Annotated in this window: 15 protein-coding genes; 12 read left to right on the top strand and 3 right to left on the bottom strand. The window is 64.6% G+C overall.

Annotated elements, in window-relative coordinates; all coding sequences use genetic code 11:
• Positions 1-22 precede the first annotated feature (22 nt).
• Both lysA and GH681_RS06885 read right to left on the bottom strand, forming a co-directional pair.
• Complete coding sequence (gene lysA / locus GH681_RS06890; RefSeq protein ID WP_153160737.1) at positions 23-1,285, bottom strand: diaminopimelate decarboxylase; 1,263 nt, start codon at positions 1,283-1,285, stop codon at positions 23-25.
• Complete coding sequence (locus GH681_RS06885; RefSeq protein ID WP_153160736.1) at positions 1,282-1,479, bottom strand: lipoprotein; 198 nt, start codon at positions 1,477-1,479, stop codon at positions 1,282-1,284. Before GH681_RS06885 ends, lysA begins: the two co-directional genes overlap by 4 nt.
• Before the next feature lie 47 nt (positions 1,480-1,526).
• Between GH681_RS06885 and cyaY the strand changes: the two genes are divergently transcribed.
• The gene (cyaY, locus tag GH681_RS06880; protein WP_153160734.1) at positions 1,527-1,847 is read left to right on the top strand and encodes an iron donor protein CyaY; all 321 of its coding nucleotides are present in this window, start codon (positions 1,527-1,529) and stop codon (positions 1,845-1,847) included.
• 16 nt (positions 1,848-1,863) lie between these two features.
• Here the strand turns inward: cyaY and GH681_RS06875 are convergent, their stop codons facing one another.
• Positions 1,864-4,200, bottom strand: coding sequence for a penicillin-binding protein 1A (locus GH681_RS06875; RefSeq protein ID WP_153160733.1), 2,337 nt, complete (start codon positions 4,198-4,200; stop codon positions 1,864-1,866).
• Positions 4,201-4,375: 175 nt separating this feature from the next.
• Here GH681_RS06875 and GH681_RS06870 point away from each other — a divergent pair, with 175 nt between their 5' ends.
• The 11 genes from GH681_RS06870 (at position 4,376) to GH681_RS06820 (ending at position 20,632) form a co-directional block, all read left to right on the top strand.
• Positions 4,376-5,452 (top strand): pilus assembly protein PilM, encoded by a 1,077-nt coding sequence (locus GH681_RS06870; RefSeq protein ID WP_153160731.1) that lies wholly within the window; start codon positions 4,376-4,378, stop codon positions 5,450-5,452.
• Positions 5,449-6,054 carry a PilN domain-containing protein gene (locus tag GH681_RS06865; protein WP_153160730.1) on the top strand — a complete coding sequence of 202 codons (606 nt, stop codon included), beginning with the start codon at positions 5,449-5,451 and terminating at the stop codon, positions 6,052-6,054. Before GH681_RS06870 ends, GH681_RS06865 begins: the two co-directional genes overlap by 4 nt.
• Before the next feature lie 17 nt (positions 6,055-6,071).
• Positions 6,072-6,728: a type 4a pilus biogenesis protein PilO gene (locus tag GH681_RS06860; protein WP_228111803.1), complete on the top strand. Its 657-nt coding sequence runs from the start codon at positions 6,072-6,074 to the stop codon at positions 6,726-6,728.
• On the top strand, positions 6,725-7,258 hold the full coding sequence (locus GH681_RS06855) for a pilus assembly protein PilP (protein ID WP_153160726.1): 534 nt from the start codon (positions 6,725-6,727) through the stop codon (positions 7,256-7,258). Before GH681_RS06860 ends, GH681_RS06855 begins: the two co-directional genes overlap by 4 nt.
• The gene (gene pilQ, locus GH681_RS06850) at positions 7,255-9,435 is read left to right on the top strand and encodes a type IV pilus secretin PilQ (protein ID WP_153160724.1); all 2,181 of its coding nucleotides are present in this window, start codon (positions 7,255-7,257) and stop codon (positions 9,433-9,435) included. Before GH681_RS06855 ends, pilQ begins: the two co-directional genes overlap by 4 nt.
• A gap of 26 nt (positions 9,436-9,461) precedes the next feature.
• A complete protein-coding gene (locus GH681_RS06845) occupies positions 9,462-11,483 on the top strand; it encodes an Ig-like domain-containing protein (protein ID WP_153160722.1) in 2,022 nt (673 codons plus the stop codon).
• A 41-nt stretch (positions 11,484-11,524) separates the two neighbouring features.
• A complete protein-coding gene (locus GH681_RS06840; RefSeq protein ID WP_153160721.1) occupies positions 11,525-12,049 on the top strand; it encodes a shikimate kinase in 525 nt (174 codons plus the stop codon).
• Complete coding sequence (gene aroB / locus GH681_RS06835) at positions 12,037-13,116, top strand: 3-dehydroquinate synthase (RefSeq protein WP_153160719.1); 1,080 nt, start codon at positions 12,037-12,039, stop codon at positions 13,114-13,116. Before GH681_RS06840 ends, aroB begins: the two co-directional genes overlap by 13 nt.
• Before the next feature lie 13 nt (positions 13,117-13,129).
• On the top strand, positions 13,130-14,254 hold the full coding sequence (locus tag GH681_RS06830) for a deoxyguanosinetriphosphate triphosphohydrolase (protein WP_153160717.1): 1,125 nt from the start codon (positions 13,130-13,132) through the stop codon (positions 14,252-14,254).
• Between the two features lie 233 nt (positions 14,255-14,487).
• Entirely contained in the window at positions 14,488-19,164 is a 4,677-nt protein-coding gene (locus GH681_RS06825; RefSeq protein ID WP_153160715.1) for a glutamate synthase-related protein, read from the top strand.
• Between the two features lies 1 nt (position 19,165).
• Positions 19,166-20,632 (top strand): glutamate synthase subunit beta, encoded by a 1,467-nt coding sequence (locus tag GH681_RS06820; protein WP_153160714.1) that lies wholly within the window; start codon positions 19,166-19,168, stop codon positions 20,630-20,632.
• Positions 20,633-20,710: the final 78 nt, after the last annotated feature.

Below are 20,710 nucleotides of genomic sequence, written 5' to 3'. Positions count from 1 at the left end.
GGACTGGCCGGTGTGGGCGGGATCAGGGCAGCGGGCGTTCGCCCTTCAGGAGGTGCTCGAGGGTTTCCCGCTCGCGGATGACATGAACCTCGTTGCCATCCACCAGCACCTCGGCGGCGCGGGGGCGGGTGTTGTAGTTGGAGCTCATGGTCATGCCGTAGGCGCCGGCGGAGAGGATCGCCAGCAGGTCGCCGGTTTCGACCGACAGGTCGCGGTCGTGGCCGAGGAAGTCGCCGCTCTCGCAGATCGGGCCGACCACTTCGTAGCGGGTGGCGGGCAGGTTGCGCGGGGCAACGGCGACGATCTCGTGGTAGGCGTCGTACAGCGCCGGGCGGGCGAGGTCGTTCATCGCCGCGTCGATGATGGCGAAGTTCTTCTCGACGCCGGGCTTGAGGTATTCGACGCGCGTGAGCAGCAGGCCGGCGTTGCCCACCAGCGAGCGGCCCGGCTCGAAGCACAGGGCTTCGTCGCGGCCTTCGAAGCGGGCCAGCAGCGGGGCGAGGTACTCGGTGGGGGTGGGCGGCTCTTCGTCGCGGTAGCGGATGCCAAGACCGCCGCCCAGGTCGATGTGGTCGAGCTTGATGCCTTCGCGGCCGAGCTGATCCACCAGGCCGAGGATCTTCTCGGCGGCTTCGGCCATCGGCGCCGGGTCGAGGAGCTGGGAGCCGATGTGGCAGTCGATGCCGGAGATCTCGATGTTCGGAAGCTTGCTGGCCTTGCGGTACAGGTCGAGCGCCTCGGTGAAGGCCACGCCGAACTTGTTGCTGCGCAGGCCGGTCGAGATGTAGGGGTGGGTGTTGGGGTTCACGTCCGGATTGACGCGGAAGGCGATCGGCGCACGCTTGCCCATGCTGGCGGCCACTTCGGCGAGGCGGTCGAGCTCGGCGGCGGATTCGACGTTGAAACAGCCGATGCCTGATTCGAGCGCGTAGCGCATCTCGTCGCGGGTCTTGCCGACGCCCGAGAAGATCACCTTGCCGGCGTCACCACCGGCGGCCAGTACGCGGGCGAGTTCGCCGCCCGAGACGATGTCGAAACCGGCGCCCAGCTTGGCGAACACCGACAGGATGCCGAGGCTGGAGTTGGCCTTGACCGCGTAGCACACCAGCGACTTGCGCAGGCCGAGGGCCTGCTGATAGGCGTTGAAGGCGGCGGTGAGGGCGGCGCGGGAGTAAACGTAGGTCGGGGTGCCGAACTGGGCGGCGATGTCTGCGAGGGCGACCCCTTCGAGGGTCAGGCCGGCGGGGCCGGCGGCAAGCGTCGGCACGGGCAGGGCGAGCGTCATTGGGCAGAGTCCTGGGAGGCGGGTTTGTTATGATCGGCGCCCGGCGCCGGGGTGGCGGCCGGGGCGGGAACGGGCTTGGGTGCGGGTTTGGCGGCCGGTTTGGGGGGCTGCGGCATGTACAGCGGCCCCTTGATGCCGCATCCGCCCAGCACGAGCAGGCCGCAGGCCGCGGCGGCAATGGCGATGTTTCGCATGGATTCCGCGCAAAAACGGGAATGTTAACAGATCAACGGAGACGGCGATGAACGAAGCAGATTTCAACGCACTGGCGGATGCCGAACTGGCCCGCCTGGAAGGGTTGCTGGACAAGTGCGACCTGGATTTCGATTACGAACTGAAGCCCGGCGGGATCGTCGAGCTGGAGTTTGAAAACGGCACCAAGATCATCGTCAATCGCCACACGGCGGCGCGGGAGATCTGGCTGGCGGCAAAGTCTGGCGGCTTTCACTTCCGGCCGGAAGGCGGGCGCTGGCTGGGGACGCGGGACGGGGCGGATTTCTACGCGGTGCTGTCCCGCTGCATGACGGAACAGGCCGGCGAGCCGGTCAGCCTGGCGGGCTGACCGGGCTTCGCGGGGGCTACTCGGCCGCCGCTGCGGCGGCGGTCGGCTGAGGCGCTGCCGCCGGCGCGGGGGCTTCGTCGGCGGGGGGCGCGTTGGCCGGTTCGTGGGGCACGTCGGGCGGCGCGGCAGGCAGGTTTTCCTTGTAGATCATCTCTTCCGTGGTGCTGCCGGTCGGCTGGACGCGGATCAGTCCGGCGGGGGCGGTCGGGTAGGTTTCCGGTACGCCGTCGAGGGCCTTTCGCATGTAGTTGATCCACATGGGCAGGGCGGCGGCGCCGCCGGTCTCGCCGCTGCCGAGCTTTCTGGGCTGGTCGAAGCCGATCCACGCCACGGCCACCACGGTGGGCTGGTAGCCGCAGAACCAGGCGTCCACGTATTCGTTGGTGGTGCCGGTCTTGCCGGCCAGATCGCCCCGCTTGAGCGCCAGCGCCTTGGTGGCGGTGCCGCGGCGGACCACGTCCTTCATGATCGAATCCATCAGGTAGGCATTGCGCTCGTCGATGGCGCGCTCGGCGGTTTCGCCGGCCACCGGCGGGTCGACCCGCGCCAGCACGTTGCCGGCCTCATCGCGGATCTCCTTCACCAGATAGGGTTCGATGCGGTAGCCGCCGTTGGCAAACACCGAGTAGCCGCGGAGCATCTGCCACGGGGTGACCGAGCCGGCGCCGAGCGCCATCGTGAGGTAGGGCGGATGGCGTTCGGCGTCGAAGCCGAACTTGGTGACGTAGTCCTGGGCGTAGCGGGTGCCGACCGACTTGAGCAGGCGGATCGACACCATGTTCTTGGAGCGGGCCAGTGCGGTGCGGACGGTGATCGGGCCATCGTAGCGACCGTCGTAGTTCTTCGGTTCCCACGCCTGGCTGCCCGTCTCGCCGGCCGGGAAGGACAGCGGCGAGTCATCCACCACGCTGTTGGGGCCGTAGCCCTTCTCGAAGGCCGCCGAGTAGATGAAGGGCTTGAAGCTGGAGCCGGGCTGCCGCCACGCCTGGGTGACGTGGTTGAACTTGTTGCGATTGAAGTCGAATCCGCCCGCAAGTGCGCGGATCGCGCCGGTTCGCGGGTCGGCCGCGGCGAGTGCGCCTTCGACTTCGGGTAGCTGGGTGATCTCCCAGTGGTTGTCGATTCGCGTGATGCGGATCACGGCGCCGGGGCGGATACGCTTGTTGGGCGGCGCCTTGTCGCCGAGCATGGCGGATGCAAAGCGCACGCCTTCGCCGCTGATCTTGATGGATTCGCCATACCGGTAGGCCGTGACGGCGCCACCGCCCACCTTGGTGACGATGGCGGCCAGCATGTCGTCGTAGTCGGGGGTTTCGGCGAGGAGTTCGTCCAGCGTCTCGGTCTGCTCGGCGTTCATGCGGGCCGGATCGACGTAAGCCTCGGCGCCCCGGTAGCCGTGGCGGCGGTCGTAATCCATGATGCCGCGCCGCAGGGCGTGGTAGGCGGCATCCTGCTCGGCCTTGTTGATCGTCGTGATGACCTTGATGCCGCGGGTGTAGGCCTCCTCGCGGTATTGCTCGAAGGCGATCTGGCGGGCCATCTCGGCCACGTAGTCGGCGCTGCCGCCGAAATCCAGGTTGCCGGCGGTGTTGTTGCCGGTGGCCACCTTGAGCGGGGTGTCGATGGCCTGCTGCTGTTCGGTCGGGGTGATGAAGCCGAGTTCGGTCATCCGGCGCAGCACGTACTGCTGGCGCAGCGCGGCGCGCTTCGGGTTGACGATCGGGTTGTAGGCCGACGGCGCCTTGGGCAGACCGGCGAGCATCGCCGCTTCGGCAATCGACAGGTCACGCAGCGGTTTGCCGAAGTAGGTCTGGGAAGCCACCGCGAAGCCGTAGGCGCGGCGCCCGAGGAAGATCTGGTTGATGTAGACCTCGAGGATCTGGTCCTTGCTGAGGTTCTGCTCGATCTTGAAGGCCAGGAGGATTTCGTACAGCTTGCGGGAGATCGTCTTCTCGCGGGTCAGGAAGAAGTTGCGCGCCACCTGCATGGTGATCGTCGAGGCGCCCTGGCGCTTGCCGCCGGTGGCCAGGTTGGCGCCCGCGGCGCGCAGGATGCCGAGGAAGTCGACGCCCGAGTGCTGGTAGAAGCGGTCGTCCTCGGCGGCGAGGATGGCGTGTTTGAGGACCGGCGGCACATCCTGGATGTGCACCACTGCGCGGCGCTCCTCGCCGTACTCACCGATCAGCGCGCCGTCTGCGGTGTAGACGCGCAGCGGGATCTTGGGGTGATAGTCGGTCAGGGCTTCCAGCGACGGGAGCGTGGGCCAGGCAAAGGCGACAGCGATGGCGACGATTGCGATGCCGACCGCGAGGAGGCCGAGCAGGACGGCAAGAGGGTAGAGAACCCAGCGCATGGCGGAAAGAAGGTGCAAGTAAAGTGCGGCATTATACGAGTACGCACTGCTGCCCGCCTGTTCGGGCGACGGCGGTGTTTTACAGGGTGTTGCTTTACACCTGTCATGGTTGTTGCTAGGATTTCATGTAGATTGTTGTTATTGCGCCTAACATAAAGAATTTTCAGGATTTTTTGTGATCGACCTATCCTTTCTCAGCCCCAGGACACGTCCCCTGATCGGCGTCGACATTTCGTCGTCGTCGGTCAAGATGGTCGAGTTGTCGGCTGTTTCCGGGGGCGGGTACCGGGTCGAGCGCTATGCGATCGAAGCCCTTCCCCGCGAAGCCGTGTCCGATGGCAATGTGGCCAACCTCGACGCCGTCGCCGAAGCGATCCGGCGCGGCTGGCGCCGTCTCGGCACCACCACCAAGTTCGTCGCGCTGGCGCTGCCCGCCTCGGCGGTCATCACCAAGAAGATCATTCTCCCGGCGGGGCTTCGTGATCAGGAGCTGGAGGTGCAGGTCGAATCCGAGGCCAACCAGTACATCCCGTTCGCCCTCGACGAGGTGAATCTCGACTTCCAGGTCATCGGCCCGGCTGCGTCCAGCACCGAGGAGGACGAGGTGCTGATTGCCGCGTCGCGCAAGGAGAAGGTCGAAGACCGCGTGGCCGCCGCAGAAGCCGCCGGCCTCAAGGCGCTGGTGATGGATGTCGAGTCCTACGCGGCGCTGTCGGCCTTCGAGCTGGTCCAGGCCCAGCTGCCCGGCCAGGGGGAAGACAAGATCATCGCCCTCGTCGATGCGGGCGCCAACGTGATGAACGTGTCGGTGCTGCGTAACGGCGTCCAGATCTACGCGCGGGAGCAGGCCTTTGGCGGCTTCCTGCTCACCCAGGACATCATGCGCCACTTCGGGATGTCCCTCGAGGAGGCCGAAAGCACCAAGCGCACCGGCTCCCTGCCCGAGAGCTACGAACCCGAACTGCTGCGGCCCTTCATGGACGCCCTGGCGCTGGAGGTCTCCCGCGCGCTGCAGTTCTTCTTCACCTCGACCCAGTTCAATCAGGTGGATCACATCGTGCTGGCCGGTGGCTGTGCGGTCATTCCGGGCCTCGCCGACACCGTCGCGGGCCGCACCCAGGTCGAGACCCAGGTCGCCAACCCCTTTGCGAACATGAGCCTGAGTTCCAAGATTCGCCCCAAAAATCTGGCGGCCGACGCACCTGCCCTGCTCGTGGCCTGCGGACTGGCGCTGCGGAGGTTTGATTCGTGATTCGCATCAACCTGCTCCCCCACCGGGAGGAAAAACGTAAGGCCCGACGCCAGCAGTTCTGGCTGTTTGCCGCGGTCGCGGCGCTGTCCGGCGTGGCGGTGTGGTTTGTTGGCCACACGATCATCGCTGGCTACGTGGATGGTCAGGAAGCCAAGAACGTCTTCCTGAAGGAAAGCATCGTCGAACTCGACAAGGAAATCGCCGAGATCAAGGGCCTGCGCGAGCAGGCCGAGGCGCTGCTGTCGCGCAAGCAGGTGATCGAATCCCTGCAGACCAACCGGACCGAAACGGTCCAGATCTTCAACGAACTCGCCAGCCAGATGCCCGAAGGCGTCTATCTCAAGGGCCTCAAGCAGAGCGGTTCGCGGATCAATCTGACGGGTTACGCCCAGTCCAACGCGCGGGTCTCCAACCTGATGCGCAATCTGGAGGCTTCGCCCAATCTCGAGCGCGCCGATCTCGTCGAGGTCAAGGCCGCCACGCTGAACAACCGCCGGGTCAGCGAGTTCAGCCTCAACTTCACCATCGAGCGCCCCAAGACCGAAGAGCCGGTCGGCAAGCTGAAGGGAAAGACGCCCGTGATCGTAGGGGGTAAGCCGTAATGGGTCTCAGGGTGTCAATGGAGCAGATCCGGGGCCGGGATTACCAGAGCCTGATGCGGGATTTCAAGGGCCTGGATCCCAACGATCCGGGCCAGTGGCCGCTGCTGCCGCGGGTAAGCTTCCTCATCGCGATCTTCTTCGCCATCGTCGTCGGCGGCTGGTGGCTCGACTGGAGCACCCAGTGGTCGCAGCTCGAAACCAAGCGCGAAGAGGAAAGCCGCCTCAAGCAGGAGTGGAAGGAAAAGAAGGAGCAGGCGGTCAATCTGCCCGAGTACAAGCGCCAGCTGAGCGAGATCGACCGCCAGTTCGGCGCGCTGCTGAAGCAACTGCCCAACCGCTCCGAGATGGAAGCCCTGCTGGCCGACATCAACCAGGCGGGCCTTGGCCGCGGTCTGCAGTTCGAGCTGTTCAAGCCGGGCTCGGAAGTCATGAAGGATTTCTACGCCGAGCTGCCCATCGCGGTGCGCGTCATCGGCAACTACCACGACCTCGGTGAGTTCGTGAGCGATGTGGCGCAGATGCCGCGGATCGTCACCCTCAACGACATCGCAATCGAGACGCAGAAGGATGGCGTGCTCAAGTTCGATGCGACGGCCGTGACCTACCGCTACCTTGACGACGACGAAGTGGCCAAGCTGCGCAAGGAAAAGGCCAAGGAAAAGGCGGCTAAATGAAGAGCGTCCGATTGACCGCGCTGCTGCCGCTGGCTGCGGTGCTTCTGTTGTCCGGCTGCGGGGACGAGCAGGATGACCTGCGCAGCTGGATGGAAGAAAACTCCAAGGGGCTCAAGCCCAACCTCAAGCCGCTTCCGCCGATCCAGCAGGTCGTGCCGGTGAATTATCAGGGCGCGAGCAAGGTTGATCCGTTCCGGGTCGCCAAACTTGAGCCGGACAAAAAAGGGGGGCAGTTTGCTCCCGATGCCAACCGACGGCGTGAGCCGCTCGAAGCCTATCCCCTGGAATCGCTGAAGATGGTCGGTGTGCTGATGAAACGTGGGCAGTCCCACGCCATCATCTTTGCCGACAAGACGCTGCATCAGGTGAAGGTTGGCAACTATCTCGGACAGAACTACGGGCAGATCACCGCCATCACGGAGACGGAGGTCACATTGAAGGAACTCGTCGAAGATGCGAGCGGTGAGTGGACGGAACGCATCAGCACGCTGCAATTGCAAGAGCAGGCGCCTCAGGAGTCGAAGAAATGAAAACGGGACGTTGTGGCGTCAAGCTTGGCGCGTGGGTCATTGCAGCATGTTTCGGGGGGCTGACCCCGCTGGCGCCAGCCCTGGCGCAGACGCCGCCGGGGGCTGAAGCCCGGGCAGCCAACCGCATCGAGAACATCGTCGCCGCCGATCAGGGCGGCAACGTCATGCTCAAGCTCACCATGGCCCAGCCCCTGGCGGCCGTGCCGGCGAGCTTCAGCGTGGCCAATCCGGCGCGGGTGGCCTTCGATTTTCCCGATACCGCCAACGGCCTCGGGCGCAACAGCCAGGCGCTCAACGCCGGTGATCTGCGCAGTGTCAATATCGTCCAGGTGGGCGACCGCACGCGGCTGGTCCTCAACCTGACCCGCGTCTCGCCCTACGATGTCCGCATCGATGGCAAGGACGTGCTGATCACCCTCTCGTCGGCCCAGATGAAGGAAGCCACCGGCGTGGGCGTGGCCCAGTCGTCGCAGTTTGCGGCACCGTCGGCGGTCGGTATGGGCGAGCGTCACGCGATCCGCGACATCAACTTCCGCCGCGGCAAGGAAGGCGAAGGCCGGCTGGTGGTGGATCTGTCCGATCCGAACGCCGGCATCGACATCCGCCAGCAGGGCACCAGCCTGATCGTCGATTTCCTCAAGACCGACGTGCCCGAGCAGCTGCGTCGCAAGCTCGACGTGTTGGATTTCGGTACGCCGGTGTCCACCGTGCTGACCCAGGCTCAGGGCGGCAACGTGCGCATGACCATCACCCCCAAGGGGCTGTGGGAGCACAACGCCTACCAGAGCGACAACCAGTTCGTGCTCGAGGTGAAGCCGGTCCGCGAAGACCCGAACAAGCTCACCCAGGGCTCTGCCAAGGGGCGTTTTGGCGGCGAGAAGCTGTCGCTGAACTTCCAGAACATCGACGTGCGTTCGGTGCTGCAGGTCATCGCCGACTTCACGAACTTCAATATCATCACCAGCGATTCGGTGCAGGGCAACCTCACCTTGCGCCTGAAGGACGTGCCGTGGGATCAGGCGCTGGACATCATCCTGCAGGCCCGTGGCCTCGACATGCGCAAGAACGGCAACGTGATCTGGATCGCGCCGCGGGATGAACTCGCCGCCCGCGAGAAGCTCGATCTCGAAGCCAAGGCCCAGATCGGCGATCTCGAGCCGCTGCGCACAGAGAGCTTCCAGATCAACTACCACAAGGCCAAGTCCGTCGCCGAGTTCCTCAAGAGCAAGGACCAGACGGTGCTGTCCAAGCGTGGCAGCGTGGTGCCCGACGAGCGCAGCAACAAGATCTTCGTGAACGACATCCCGTCGCGCCTCGAGGAGATGCGCCGGCTGATCGCCGAGATCGACGTGGAAGTGCGTCAGGTGCTGATCGAAGCGCAGATCGTCGAAGCCACCGACACCTTCTCGCGCAATCTGGGCGTCCGCCTGGGCTTCGGCGGCAAGACCGGCGGCCTGCTGGGCACCACCACCGGCGGCGTGCAGGTCTATCGCAACACCTTCGGGTCCGGCAATCTGTCGAACACCGGCTACCAGGCCGGCCAGATCGTCACGATGCCGAACTTCAACGATTCCCTCGGCGTCAATCTGCCGGCCTCGACGATCAACAACAAGCAGGCCGGTGCGTTCTCGCTGGCCCTGTGGAACAGCGCTGCCACGCGCTACATCGATCTCGAAGTCTCTGCCCTCGAAGCCGACGGTCGCGGCAAGGTGGTGTCCCGTCCGCGCGTGATGACCGCCGACAAGGCTGAGGCGATCATCGAGCAGGGTACTGAAATCCCGTACAACTCTGCGACCAGCTCCGGCGCCACCAGCGTGTCTTTCCGGAAGGCCAATCTGGCGCTCAAGGTCAAGCCGCAGGTCACGCCTGATGGCAAGATCATGATGACGCTCGAGGTGAACAAGGATTCGCCCAACTACAATGTGGCCCTGACCTCGGGCGTCCCGATCGACACCAAGCACGTCAAGACGGAAGTTGTCGTTGAAAACGGCGGTACGATCGTCATCGGGGGCATCTACACCCAGGATGTCTCCAACGCGACGACCAAGATCCCGCTGCTCGGCGATCTGCCGGTGCTCGGTTATCTCTTCCGCAGCAACGAGCGTAAAGACAACAAGACCGAACTGCTTGTCTTCATCACGCCGCGTATCATCAACGACCAGCTTGGGCTGCGTTGAACACCCAGGTCTGAAAGGAACTTCACATGCGTAATTTCGATGCACTCGGTCTCATCCCACCGGTTCGTCTCGCGTCTCTGGTGACGCTCGCCCTAGCTGTCGCAGGTTGCGGCGGCGGTGGCGGGGGCGGCAGTTCGTCCTCGGATTGCCCGACGGCCTTCTCGACGTCCTGTGGCACCGGCGGCACGGCCGCGGCAGACGGCACCATCGCGCTTTCCCTGACCGATGCCGCGTCGGGGCTCAGTAGCAACACCCTGTCCGCGGGCAAGCCCCTGACGGTCAAGGCGCTGGTGAAGGATGCCAAGGGAGTGGTCGTCCCGAATGCGGTGGTGAGCTTCACGACGGATGGGGGGCTGGCGGTGTTCGAGCCCGGTTCCGGTACGGCGTTGACCGATAGTAATGGGATCGCGTCCATCAATCTGCAGGCGGCCAGCCTTGCTGCGAGCGGAGCAGCAAACCTGACGGTCGCGGCGACCGTCGCTGACAAACAGGTCACGAAGACGATCGGCTATGCCGTCAGTCCTGGTACCGTTGCGCTCGCCAATCTGGCAGCTAACTCCACTTCACTCAGCGCTTACGCAAGTACTTCGATTTCGGTGCAGGTTTTGTTGAATGGTGTGCCGGCGACCTCCGCCCAGACCGTGAGCTTTTCCTCTGCTTGTGATACGGCCGGCAAGGCCAGCCTCAGCCGCAGCGTTTCCTCAGTGAACGGTGTCGCAACCGCTACCTATACCGATAAGGGCTGTGCTGGTACGGACACGATTACGGCTTCCGTGCAGGGCACCTCCAGTTCTCTTACGCTGCAGGTCGCGGCGCCGCAACCGTCCAACGTAAGCTTTATCTCGGCAACGCCGTCGTCGATCGTATTGGCTGGGACGGGGGGGGCGGGTCTGTCGTCCGACTCGATCGTCACCTTCAAGTTGGTCGATAGTACGAATAGCCCGATTGCTGGTAGGGCGGTTAATTTCGACTTGTCGACCCGAGTGGGCGGCATCAAGCTGAATGGCCAAAGTGCCGGTATCGTGCAGGGTACGACCGGCGCCGATGGTACTGTCAGCGTAACTGTAACTGCGGGGTCCGTGCCTACCCCGGTGTGGGTGACCGCGGAACTCGCCGGCAACGCGGCGATCAAGAGCCAGTCGCCTAATCTGACGATCTCCACGGGGCGTCCGACCCAGGACAGGTTCTCGCTGGCGGTTGAAACATTCAATATTGAAGGCGCCCATATCGATGGGGTGCAGACCACTTTGACTGCGCGGGCCTACGACCGTTTGGGTAATCCGGTTGTTAATGGCACGGTGGTCAATTTCATCAGTGAAGGCGGGGGGGTGCAGCCTTTCTGTACCACTGAGGACGGTGCGTGTTCGGTGAAGTTCACGTCCGCTAATTCCCGCCCCGCGGATGGTCGTGTGACGATCCTGGCGTACGCGCAGGGTGAGGAAAGTTTCGACGATTTAAACACCAATAACACCTGGGATCGTGGCGAGCCGTTCCGTGATCTGGGCGATGCCTTCGTCGACAATAATGAAAACGGCTCCTGGCAGTCCGGTGAGCGGGAAATCGCGTATGGTGCGACGCCAAAATCTCCCCCAACAGCTTGTGCAGGTATCTCCAAGGCTGGTACCTGCGATGATGTTTGGGGTGCAGCGCATGTGCGCAGGGTTGCCGTTATCACCCTTTCGAGTCACATAGTTGGTGCTGTCACTCCGAGCGTATTTGCTTCTCAGGGATGTTCTGGTAACTATACGTTCGTAGTTTCGGATGAAAATGACAACCCACTTCCGGCTGGTGCAACGATTACTAAGGTTGCTGATACTCTAAAGTGGACACAGCCTACTCCTGAGCCAACGAATGCGACCGAGCCTAGTGCCATTAGGCTTTTTTCTCTTGAACCCTCAGTCGTTCCACGTACTCCTAATGCAGGTGGAACCGCTCATACTTTGATAGTAAATGCAGGTTCCTGTACCGCAAAAATGAGTGGTTCTGTGACTTTGCGGTTCACAAGCCCGAGTGGTGAGTCAGTAACTCGCGACATTCAAATCAACTGATTTTTTCAGGGGGTGGAGTTGCTCCCGTTCCGGGGCTGTTAATGAAGCAAACTTGTGTAGTCCTCGTCGGTATGCCCGGCTCGGGCAAGACCACCGTGGGACGGGATCTCGCCAAGCGGCTGGGTCTGCGTTTCGTCGATTCCGACCACGAGATCGAGGCTCGCACGGGGGTCAAGATCCCGACCATCTTCGAGATCGAGGGTGAAGACGGGTTTCGCAAGCGCGAAACCCAGACCCTCGACGCACTCACCCGCGAATCCAACATGGTGCTTGCCACCGGTGGCGGCGCGGTGATCCGGCCCGAGAACCGCGCGCTGCTGCGGGAGCGCGCGGTGGTGGTGTTCCTCAGCGTGCCGCCGCAGATCCTGTGGGAGCGCACCCGCCACGACCGCAGCCGGCCCTTGCTCCAGGTGGCCGACCCAAAGGGCCGCCTCGAAGAACTGCTTAAATCCCGCGGCCCCTTTTACCGGGAAGTCGCCCACATCATCGTCGAAGGCGGGCGTGGCACGCCCCACGCGATGGTGAAGCTGATAGAGAAGGAATTGCAGGCCCTATGCGAACACTGAGCGTCGCGCTGGATGCGCGCAGCTACCCCATCCACATCGGCACCGGGCTGCTGGCCGACCCGGGCCTGATCCTGCCCTACCTCAAGAGCAAGCGGGTCGCCGTGATCACCAACACCGTGGTCGGGCCGCTGTATCTGGCGCCCTTCGTCGCTGCGCTGCGCGAGCGGGGGCTGCGGGTCACCGAGATCGTGCTTCCCGATGGCGAGGCGCACAAAGACTGGCCCACCCTCAACCTCATCTTCGACGGCCTGCTCGGCGACCGTTGCGACCGTAGCACCACCCTCATCGCCCTCGGCGGCGGGGTCGTCGGCGACATGGTCGGCTTCGCGGCCGCCAGCTACCAGCGCGGGGTGCCCTTCATCCAGGTGCCCACCACACTGCTGTCCCAGGTGGATTCGTCGGTCGGCGGCAAGACGGCGATCAACCACCCGCTCGGCAAGAACATGATCGGCGCCTTCTACCAGCCCCGGCTGGTGCTGGCCGACATCGCCACCCTCAACACCCTGCCCGATCGCGAACTCAAGGCCGGCCTCGCCGAAGTCATCAAGTACGGCCTGATCCGCGACCTGCCCTTCCTCGAATGGATCGAGGCCAATCTCGAGCGCCTGCTGGCCCGCGACGCCGACGCCCTCGCCGAGGCCGTCGAGCGCTCCTGCCGCAACAAGGCCGAAGTGGTCGCCGCCGACGAGACCGAGCAGGGTGAGCGCGCCACCCTCAACCTGGGGCACACCTTTGGCCACGCCATCGAGACCGGCCTCGGCTACGGCGAGTGGCTGCACGGCGAGGCGGTGGCCGCTGGTGCGGTGATGGCCGCCGAGCTGTCGCACCAGCTGGGCTGGATCACCGAGGCCGACGTGGCGCGAGTCCGCCGGATCCACGAGCGTGCCGGCCTGCCGGTGAAGGGCGCGCCCCTCGGCGCCGACCGCTATCTCGAGCTGATGGCCCACGACAAGAAGGTGAGCGACGGCACTTTGCGGCTGGTGCTGCTGAAGGCGATCGGCAAGGCCGTGATCAGCGCCGAGGCCAGCACCGCCGAGATCCGCGCCACCATCGAGGCGTGCTGCTGAGCCGCCCCCGCCGATGAGCGAACTGGCGCCCTACGCGGTCAGCGAAGCCAACACCCGTGGCCGGCGGGTGGCGGAGGCGCCGCCGCTGGCGCGGGGCGAGTTCCAGCGCGACCGCGACCGCATCGTGCATTGCACGGCCTTCCGCCGGCTCGAATATAAAACCCAGGTCTTCGTGAACCACGAAGGCGATCTGTTCCGCACCCGCCTCACCCACAGCATCGAGGTCGCCCAGATCACCCGCTCGATCGCCCGGGCGCTGCGCCTCAACGAGGATCTCGCCGAAGCCGTCGCCCTCTCCCACGATCTGGGGCACACCCCCTTCGGCCACGCCGGCCAGGAGGCGCTCAACGGCTGCATGAAGGATTTCGGCGGTTTCGAGCACAACCTCCAGTCGTTGCGCACCGTCGATCTGCTCGAAGAGAGCTACGCCGACTTCAACGGCCTCAACCTCCTTCACGAGACGCGGGAGGGCATCCTCAAGCATTGTTCGCCGAAGAGCGCGGAACTGCTCGGGGACATCGGCCGGCGCTTTCTCGAAGGCCGGCAGCCGTCCCTCGAGGCCCAGCTGGCCAACCTCGCCGACGAGATCGCCTACAACAACCACGACGTGGACGATGGCCTGCGCTCGGGGCTCATCAGCCTCGAACAGCTCGACGCCGTGCCGATCTTTGCCCGCAATCGGCGCACCGTCGAGGCCGCCTATCCCGGTCTGGCCGGCCGCCGGCTGATCCACGAGACCATCCGACGCATGATCAACATGATGGCCGTCGATCTCATCGAGCAGACCCGCCACAACATCCAGGCCGCGGATGTGACAAGCCTGGAGGACGTGCGCAGCGCGCCCCGCCTGGTGGCCTACAGCGCCGATCTGCTGCCCGAGCTGCGGATTCTCAAGGGCTTCCTCCGTGACAACCTCTACCACCACTACCAGGTGCTGCGCATGACCGACAAGGCCCGGCGCATCATCCAGGACCTCTTCGGCGCCTTCATGAACGACCCGCGCCTGCTGCCGCCCCAGTACCAGCAGATGGCCCGGAACGACAAGCCGCGGGCCATCGCCGACTACATCGCCGGCATGACCGACCGCTATGCCATGAAGGAACATCGCCGCCTGTTTGCCGTCGGCGAAATCTACTGAAGCCGCGCCGGTCTTGCGGCAGCGCAAAAAATCCTTGAAGGACGGGCACCTGCGGCGGTATATTCGACCCTCGCCCAATGTGTTTGAACGGTCTCCTCGTCGGGATCTCGCGTAGCCGGCCGGCCATGCTTTGCCGGCTTTTTCACGGTTCGGACGGGGCGTTTTCCGCAGTTTGAAGGTCCGGCGTTACAGCAACGCGAACGCCGGTGTGTGTTGTGTCGAGGAAAAACAAGATGGATCTTCCCCTGGAGCAGGGTCTGTACGACCCCGCCAACGAACATGACGCCTGTGGTGTCGGCTTCATCGCACATATCAAGGGCAACAAGACTCACGACATCGTTCTGCAGGGTCTCGAAATCCTGAAGAACCTGGATCACCGGGGTGCTGTGGGTGCCGATCCGCTGCAAGGCGACGGCGCCGGCATCCTCATCCAGATTCCGGACACCCTGTTCCGCGAAGAGATGGCCAAGCAGGGCGTGACGCTGCCGCCCGCCGGCGACTACGGCGTCGGCATGGTCTTCCTGCCGAAGGAGCACGCCTCCCGCCTCGCCTGCGAGGAAGAGATCGAGCGCGCCACCCGTGCCGAAGGCCAGGTCGTCCTCGGCTGGCGCGATGTGCCTACCGATCCGGCCATGCCCATGTCGCCCACCGTCAAGGCCAAGGAGCCGGTGATCCGTCAGGTCTTCATCGGCCGCGGTCCCGACGTGATGGTCACCGACGCCCTGGAGCGCAAGCTGTACGTGATCCGTCGCCGCGCCGCCAACGCCATCGCCGCGCTCAAGCTGAAGCACTCCAAGGAGTTCTACACCCCGTCGATGTCCGCCCGGACCATCAACTACAAGGGTCTCCTCCTCGCCGACCAGGTTGGTCAGTACTACTTCGACCTGCAGGATCCGCGTTGCGTGTCCGCGCTGTCGCTCGTCCACCAGCGCTTCTCGACCAACACCTTCCCGACCTGGCATCTGGCCCACCCGTTCCGTTACATCGCCCACAACGGCGAAATCAACACGGTTCGCGGCAACTACAACTGGATGCGCGCCCGTGAGAAGGGCACCCACTCGCCGCTGCTGGGTGAAGACCTGCAGAAGCTGTGGCCGCTGATCTATCCGGGTCAGTCCGACTCCGCCGCCTTCGACAACGCCCTCGAACTGCTGGTGATGAGCGGCTACTCCCTGGCCCACGCGATGATGATGATGATTCCCGAAGCCTGGGAATCCCACACGCTGATGGACCAGAAGCGTCGCGCCTTCTACGAATACCACGCCGCCATGATGGAGCCGTGGGACGGCCCCGCCGCCGTGGCCTTCACCGATGGCCGCCAGATCGGCGCCACCCTCGACCGTAACGGCCTGCGCCCCGCCCGCTACCTCGTCACCGACGACGACTACGTGGTCATGGCGTCCGAATCCGGCGTGCTGCCGATCCCCGACGAGAAGATCGTCAAGAAGTGGCGCCTGCAGCCGGGCAAGATGTTCCTGATCGACATGGAACAGGGCCGCATCATCGACGACAAGGAACTCAAGGAGTCCCTCGCCGCCGCCAAGCCTTACCAGGAATGGCTGTCCCGCATCAACATCAAGCTCGACTCCTGTGCCGAGCCCGAAGCCGATGCCGCGCCGACCTTCTCCGCCTCCCTGTTGGATCGCCAGCAGGCCTTCGGCTACACCCAGGAAGACATCAAGTTCATCCTCGAGCCGATGGCCAAGAGCGGTGAGGAAGCCGCCGGCTCGATGGGCAACGACAGCCCGCTGGCCGTCCTGTCCTCGCGCAACAAGCCGATCTACAACTACTTCCGTCAGCTGTTCGCCCAGGTGACCAACCCGCCGATCGACCCGATCCGCGAACAGCTGGTCATGTCGCTGGTGTCCTTCGTCGGCCCGCGTCCGAACCTGCTCGGCATCAACGAAATCAACCCGCCGTACCGCCTGGAAGTCACCCAGCCGGTGCTCACCTTCGCCGACATGGCGAAGCTGCGTGGCATCGCCGGCTACACCGGCAACAAGTTCCGCTCCGCCGAACTCGACATCTGCTACCCGCTCGCCTGGGGCAAGCAGGGCGTTGAAGCGCGCCTGGCCTCCCTGTGCGCCGAAGCCGAGAACGCGGTGCTCAACGGCTCCAACATCCTGATCGTCTCCGACCGCAAGGTTGATGCCGACAACGTTGCGATCCCGGCGCTGCTCGCCACCTCGGCGATCCACCAGCACCTCGTCACCCAGGGCCTGCGTACCCGCACCGGTCTGGTCGTCGAGACCGGCTCCGTCCGTGAGACCCACCACTTCGCCGTGCTCGCCGGCTACGGCGCCGAGGCGGTGCATCCGTACCTGGCCCTCGAAACCCTCGCCCAGATCGCCAAGGGCGACGCCGAACTCACCGAGAAGTACACCAAGCACTTCATCAAGGGTGTCGGCAAGGGCCTCATGAAGGTCATGTCCAAGATGGGCATCTCCACCTTCATGTCCTACACCGGCGCGCAGATCTTCGAAGCCATCGGCCTCCAGAAGTCGCTGGTCGAAAAGTACTTCACCGGCACCTCGTCGCAGGTTGAAGGCATCAGCGTGTTCGAGGTGATGGAAGAGGCGATCCGCCTGCACCAGCAGGCCTTCAGCGCCGACCCGGTGCTCGCCAACGCCCTCGACGCCGGCGGCGAGTACGCCTTCCGTGTCCGCGGCGAAGAGCACATGTGGACCCCGGACGCGATCGCCAAGCTCCAGCACTCCACCCGCTCCGGCAAGTACGACACGTACAAGGAATACGCCAAGATCATCAACGATCAGAGCAAGCGCCACATGACCCTGCGCGGCCTGTTCGACCTCAAGCCCGCTGGCGCCCCGGTGCCGCTGGAAGAAGTCGAATCCGCCAAGGAGATCGTCAAGCGCTTTGCCACCGGCGCGATGTCCCTCGGCTCGATTTCCACCGAAGCCCACACCACCCTCGCCGTGGCGATGAACCGCATCGGCGGTCGTTCCAATACCGGTGAAGGCGGCGAAGATCCGAAGCGCTTCTTCCCGATTTCCAAGGACACGACCCTGTCCGAAGTCATCGGCGCCAGCCGCGTCGAGCGCGACATCGAACTGAAGGCCGGCGACAGCCTGCGTTCGTCGATCAAGCAGGTGGCTTCCGGCCGCTTTGGCGTGACCACCGAATACCTGGTCAACGCCGACCAGATCCAGATCAAGATGGCCCAGGGCGCCAAGCCCGGTGAAGGCGGTCAGCTGCCCGGCCACAAGGTGTCCGAGTACATCGGCTTCCTGCGCCACTCGGTGCCGGGCGTCGGCCTGATCTCGCCCCCGCCGCACCACGACATCTACTCGATCGAGGATCTGGCCCAGCTGATCCACGACCTGAAGAACACCAACCCGATCGCCGACATCTCGGTGAAGCTGGTGTCCGAAGTGGGCGTTGGCACGGTTGCCGCCGGTGTTGCCAAGGCCAAGGCCGACCACGTGGTGATCGCCGGTCACGACGGCGGTACCGGTGCCTCGCCCCTGTCGTCGATCAAGTACGCCGGTTCGCCGTGGGAGCTCGGCCTCGCCGAAACCCAGCAGACCCTGGTGCTCAACCGCCTGCGCAGCCGCATCCGCGTGCAGGTCGACGGCCAGATCAAGACCGGTCGCGACGTGGTCATCGGCGCCCTGCTGGGTGCTGATGAGTTCGGCTTCGCCACCGCGCCGCTGGTCGTCGAAGGCTGCATCATGATGCGCAAGTGCCACCTGAACACCTGTCCGGTGGGCGTGGCCACTCAGGATCCGACCCTTCGCAAGCGCTTCTCCGGCCAGCCGGAGCACGTGGTGAACTACTTCTTCTTTGTTGCCGAAGAAGTTCGCGAGCTGATGGCCGAGCTGGGCATCCGCAAGTTCGAAGACCTGATCGGCCGTGCCGACCTCCTCGACATGCGTGCCGGCATCGAGCACTGGAAGGCCAGCGGCCTGGATTACAGCCGCATCTTCCACCTGCCGAACGTCCCCGCCGACGTGCCCCGCATCCACACCGAAACCCAGGACCACAACCTGGGCAAGGCGCTGGACAACCAGCTCATCGAGCTGGCCAAGCCGGCCCTCGAGAACGGCGAGAAGGTCAATATCGAACTGCCGGTGCGCAACATCAACCGCACCGTCGGCGCGATGCTGTCGGGCAAGTTCGCCGCCAAGTACGGTCACGCCGGCCTGCCGGACGACACCGTGCATATCAAGCTCAACGGCACTGCCGGCCAGAGCTTCGGTGCCTTCCTGTCCCGCGGCCTGACCCTCGAACTGGTGGGTGAAGGCAACGACTACGTCGGCAAGGGCCTCTCCGGTGGCCGCATCGTCGTCCGCCCGGCGGCCGGCTTCAAGTGCGACACCCCGTCCAACATCATCATCGGCAACACCGTGCTGTACGGTGCCACCGAAGGCGAAGCCTACTTCGCCGGCGTTGGCGGCGAGCGCTTCGCGGTGCGTAACTCCGGTGCGACGACGGTCGTCGAAGGCGTGGGCGACCACGGCTGCGAATACATGACCGGCGGCACGGTGGTTGTGCTCGGCATGACCGGCCGCAACTTCGCGGCGGGCATGTCCGGTGGCGTTGCCTACGTGTTCGACGAAGACGGCACTTTCGAGTCCCGCTGCAACATGGCCCAGGTGGCCCTGGAGCCGGTTGAGGAGGAGTTCGCCGCCCGCAAGGGTTCCGAGGCCGGCGACGACCTGGAAAGCCACGGCCGTGTCGACGTACGTCACCTGGGCATGGCCGACGAGGCCCTGCTGAAGATGCTGATTGAACGTCACGCCACCTACACCGGCAGCGAACGCGCCAAGGCCATCCTGGCCGACTGGGCAGCCTACCGCTGCAAGTTCGTCAAGGTGATGCCGCACGAATACCGTCGCGCGCTGGCCGAAATGGCCGCGCAACAACAGAAAGAACTGGAGGCCGCGTAACATGGGCAAGCCAACTGGGTTCCTCGAATTTGAGCGCCTCTCCGAGGCTTATGCGCCGGTCGAGCAACGTCTCAAGAACTACAAGGAATTCGTCGTCACCCTGACCGACGAAGAAGCGAGCAAGCAGGGCGCGCGCTGCATGGACTGCGGCATCCCGTTCTGCAACAACGGCTGTCCGGTGAACAACATCATTCCCGACTGGAATGATCTGGTTTACCGCGGCAACTGGAAGGAAGCGATCGAGGTCCTGCACTCGACCAACAACTTCCCGGACTTCACCGGACGCATCTGTCCGGCGCCCTGTGAAGCCGCCTGCACGCTCAACATCAACACCGAAGCCGTGGGCATCAAGTCGATCGAGCACGCGATCATCGACAAGGCCTGGGAAAACGGCTGGGTCAAGCCCCAGCCGGCTGCCGTCAAGACCGGCAAGAAGGTCGCGGTCGTCGGTTCCGGCCCCGCCGGCCTGGCCGCTGCCCAGCAGCTGGCCCGCGTCGGCCACGACGTGACCGTGTTCGAGAAGAGCAGCCGCATCGGCGGTCTGCTCGGTTTCGGCATCCCCGACTTCAAGCTCGACAAGTCGGTGATCGACCGCCGCGTCGAGCAGATGCAGGCCGAAGGCGTGGTCTTCAAGACCAAGGTGCTGGTGGGTGACAAGAACCTGCCCGCCGGCATCAACAACGACGCTACCGAAGTCGTCTCCGCTGACGCGCTCAAGGCCGAGTTCGACGCCGTGATCCTCGCCGCCGGCTCCGAAGTGCCGCGCGACCTGCCGGTCCCGGGCCGCGAACTGAAGGGCATCTACGCCGCGCTGGAATTCCTGATTCCCCAGAACAAGGAAGTCCAGCAGGGCATCGCCAACCCGATCAACGTCAAGGGCAAGCACGTCATCGTGATCGGTGGCGGCGACACCGGCTCCGACTGTGTGGGCACCTCCAACCGCCACGGCGCGGCCTCGGTGACCCAGTTCGAACTGATGCCGATGCCCCCGGAGTCCGAGAACAAGGCGCTGACCTGGCCGTACTGGCCGTACAAGCTGCGCACCTCGTCCTCCCACGACGAAGGCTGCTCCCGCGATTTCGCGGTGGCGACCAAGGGCTTCGTCGATGACGGCAAGGGCAACGTGAAGGCGCTGAAGGCTGTCCGCCTCGACTGGAAGGACGGCAAGATGGCCGAAGTGGCCGGATCCGAGTTCGAGCTGCCCTGCGACGCTGCTTTCCTGGCGATGGGCTTCACCAACCCGGTGGGCTCGCTGCTCGACGCCTTCGGTGTCGAGAAGGACGCCCGCGCCAACGCCAAGGCGACCACCGACGGCGAAGGCTGCTACCGCACCAACGTCGATAAGGTCTTCGCTGCCGGTGACGTGCGTCGTGGCCAGTCCCTGGTGGTGTGGGCGATCCGCGAAGGCCGTCAGGCTGCCCGCGAGGTCGACGCTTTCCTGATGGGTTCGTCCGTCCTGCCGCGCTGATCCACCGATCATTGCAGCCAGCAAAAAGCCCGGGGTGACCCGGGCTTTTTGTTTTTGCCCCGGCGATGTGCCGGGGTC

The sequence above is a fragment of the Zoogloea sp. 1C4 genome, from assembly GCF_009469605.1.
Classification (GTDB): Bacteria; Pseudomonadota; Gammaproteobacteria; order Burkholderiales; family Rhodocyclaceae; genus Zoogloea; species Zoogloea oryzae.
This window is presented reverse-complemented; position numbering and strand designations above follow the sequence as displayed.

Coding starts and splice junctions, on each gene's coding strand:
- cyaY (WP_153160734.1), top strand. CDS start 1,527: ATGAACGAAGCAGATTTCAACGCACTGGCGGATGCCGAACTGGCCCGC.
- GH681_RS06825 (WP_153160715.1), top strand. CDS start 14,488: ATGGATCTTCCCCTGGAGCAGGGTCTGTACGACCCCGCCAACGAACAT.
- GH681_RS06845 (WP_153160722.1), top strand. CDS start 9,462: ATGCGTAATTTCGATGCACTCGGTCTCATCCCACCGGTTCGTCTCGCG.
- GH681_RS06830 (WP_153160717.1), top strand. CDS start 13,130: ATGAGCGAACTGGCGCCCTACGCGGTCAGCGAAGCCAACACCCGTGGC.
- GH681_RS06840 (WP_153160721.1), top strand. CDS start 11,525: ATGAAGCAAACTTGTGTAGTCCTCGTCGGTATGCCCGGCTCGGGCAAG.
- GH681_RS06885 (WP_153160736.1), bottom strand. CDS start 1,479: ATGCGAAACATCGCCATTGCCGCCGCGGCCTGCGGCCTGCTCGTGCTG.
- GH681_RS06860 (WP_228111803.1), top strand. CDS start 6,072: ATGGAGCAGATCCGGGGCCGGGATTACCAGAGCCTGATGCGGGATTTC.
- lysA (WP_153160737.1), bottom strand. CDS start 1,285: ATGACGCTCGCCCTGCCCGTGCCGACGCTTGCCGCCGGCCCCGCCGGC.
- GH681_RS06855 (WP_153160726.1), top strand. CDS start 6,725: ATGAAGAGCGTCCGATTGACCGCGCTGCTGCCGCTGGCTGCGGTGCTT.
- GH681_RS06875 (WP_153160733.1), bottom strand. CDS start 4,200: ATGCGCTGGGTTCTCTACCCTCTTGCCGTCCTGCTCGGCCTCCTCGCG.
- pilQ (WP_153160724.1), top strand. CDS start 7,255: ATGAAAACGGGACGTTGTGGCGTCAAGCTTGGCGCGTGGGTCATTGCA.
- aroB (WP_153160719.1), top strand. CDS start 12,037: ATGCGAACACTGAGCGTCGCGCTGGATGCGCGCAGCTACCCCATCCAC.
- GH681_RS06820 (WP_153160714.1), top strand. CDS start 19,166: ATGGGCAAGCCAACTGGGTTCCTCGAATTTGAGCGCCTCTCCGAGGCT.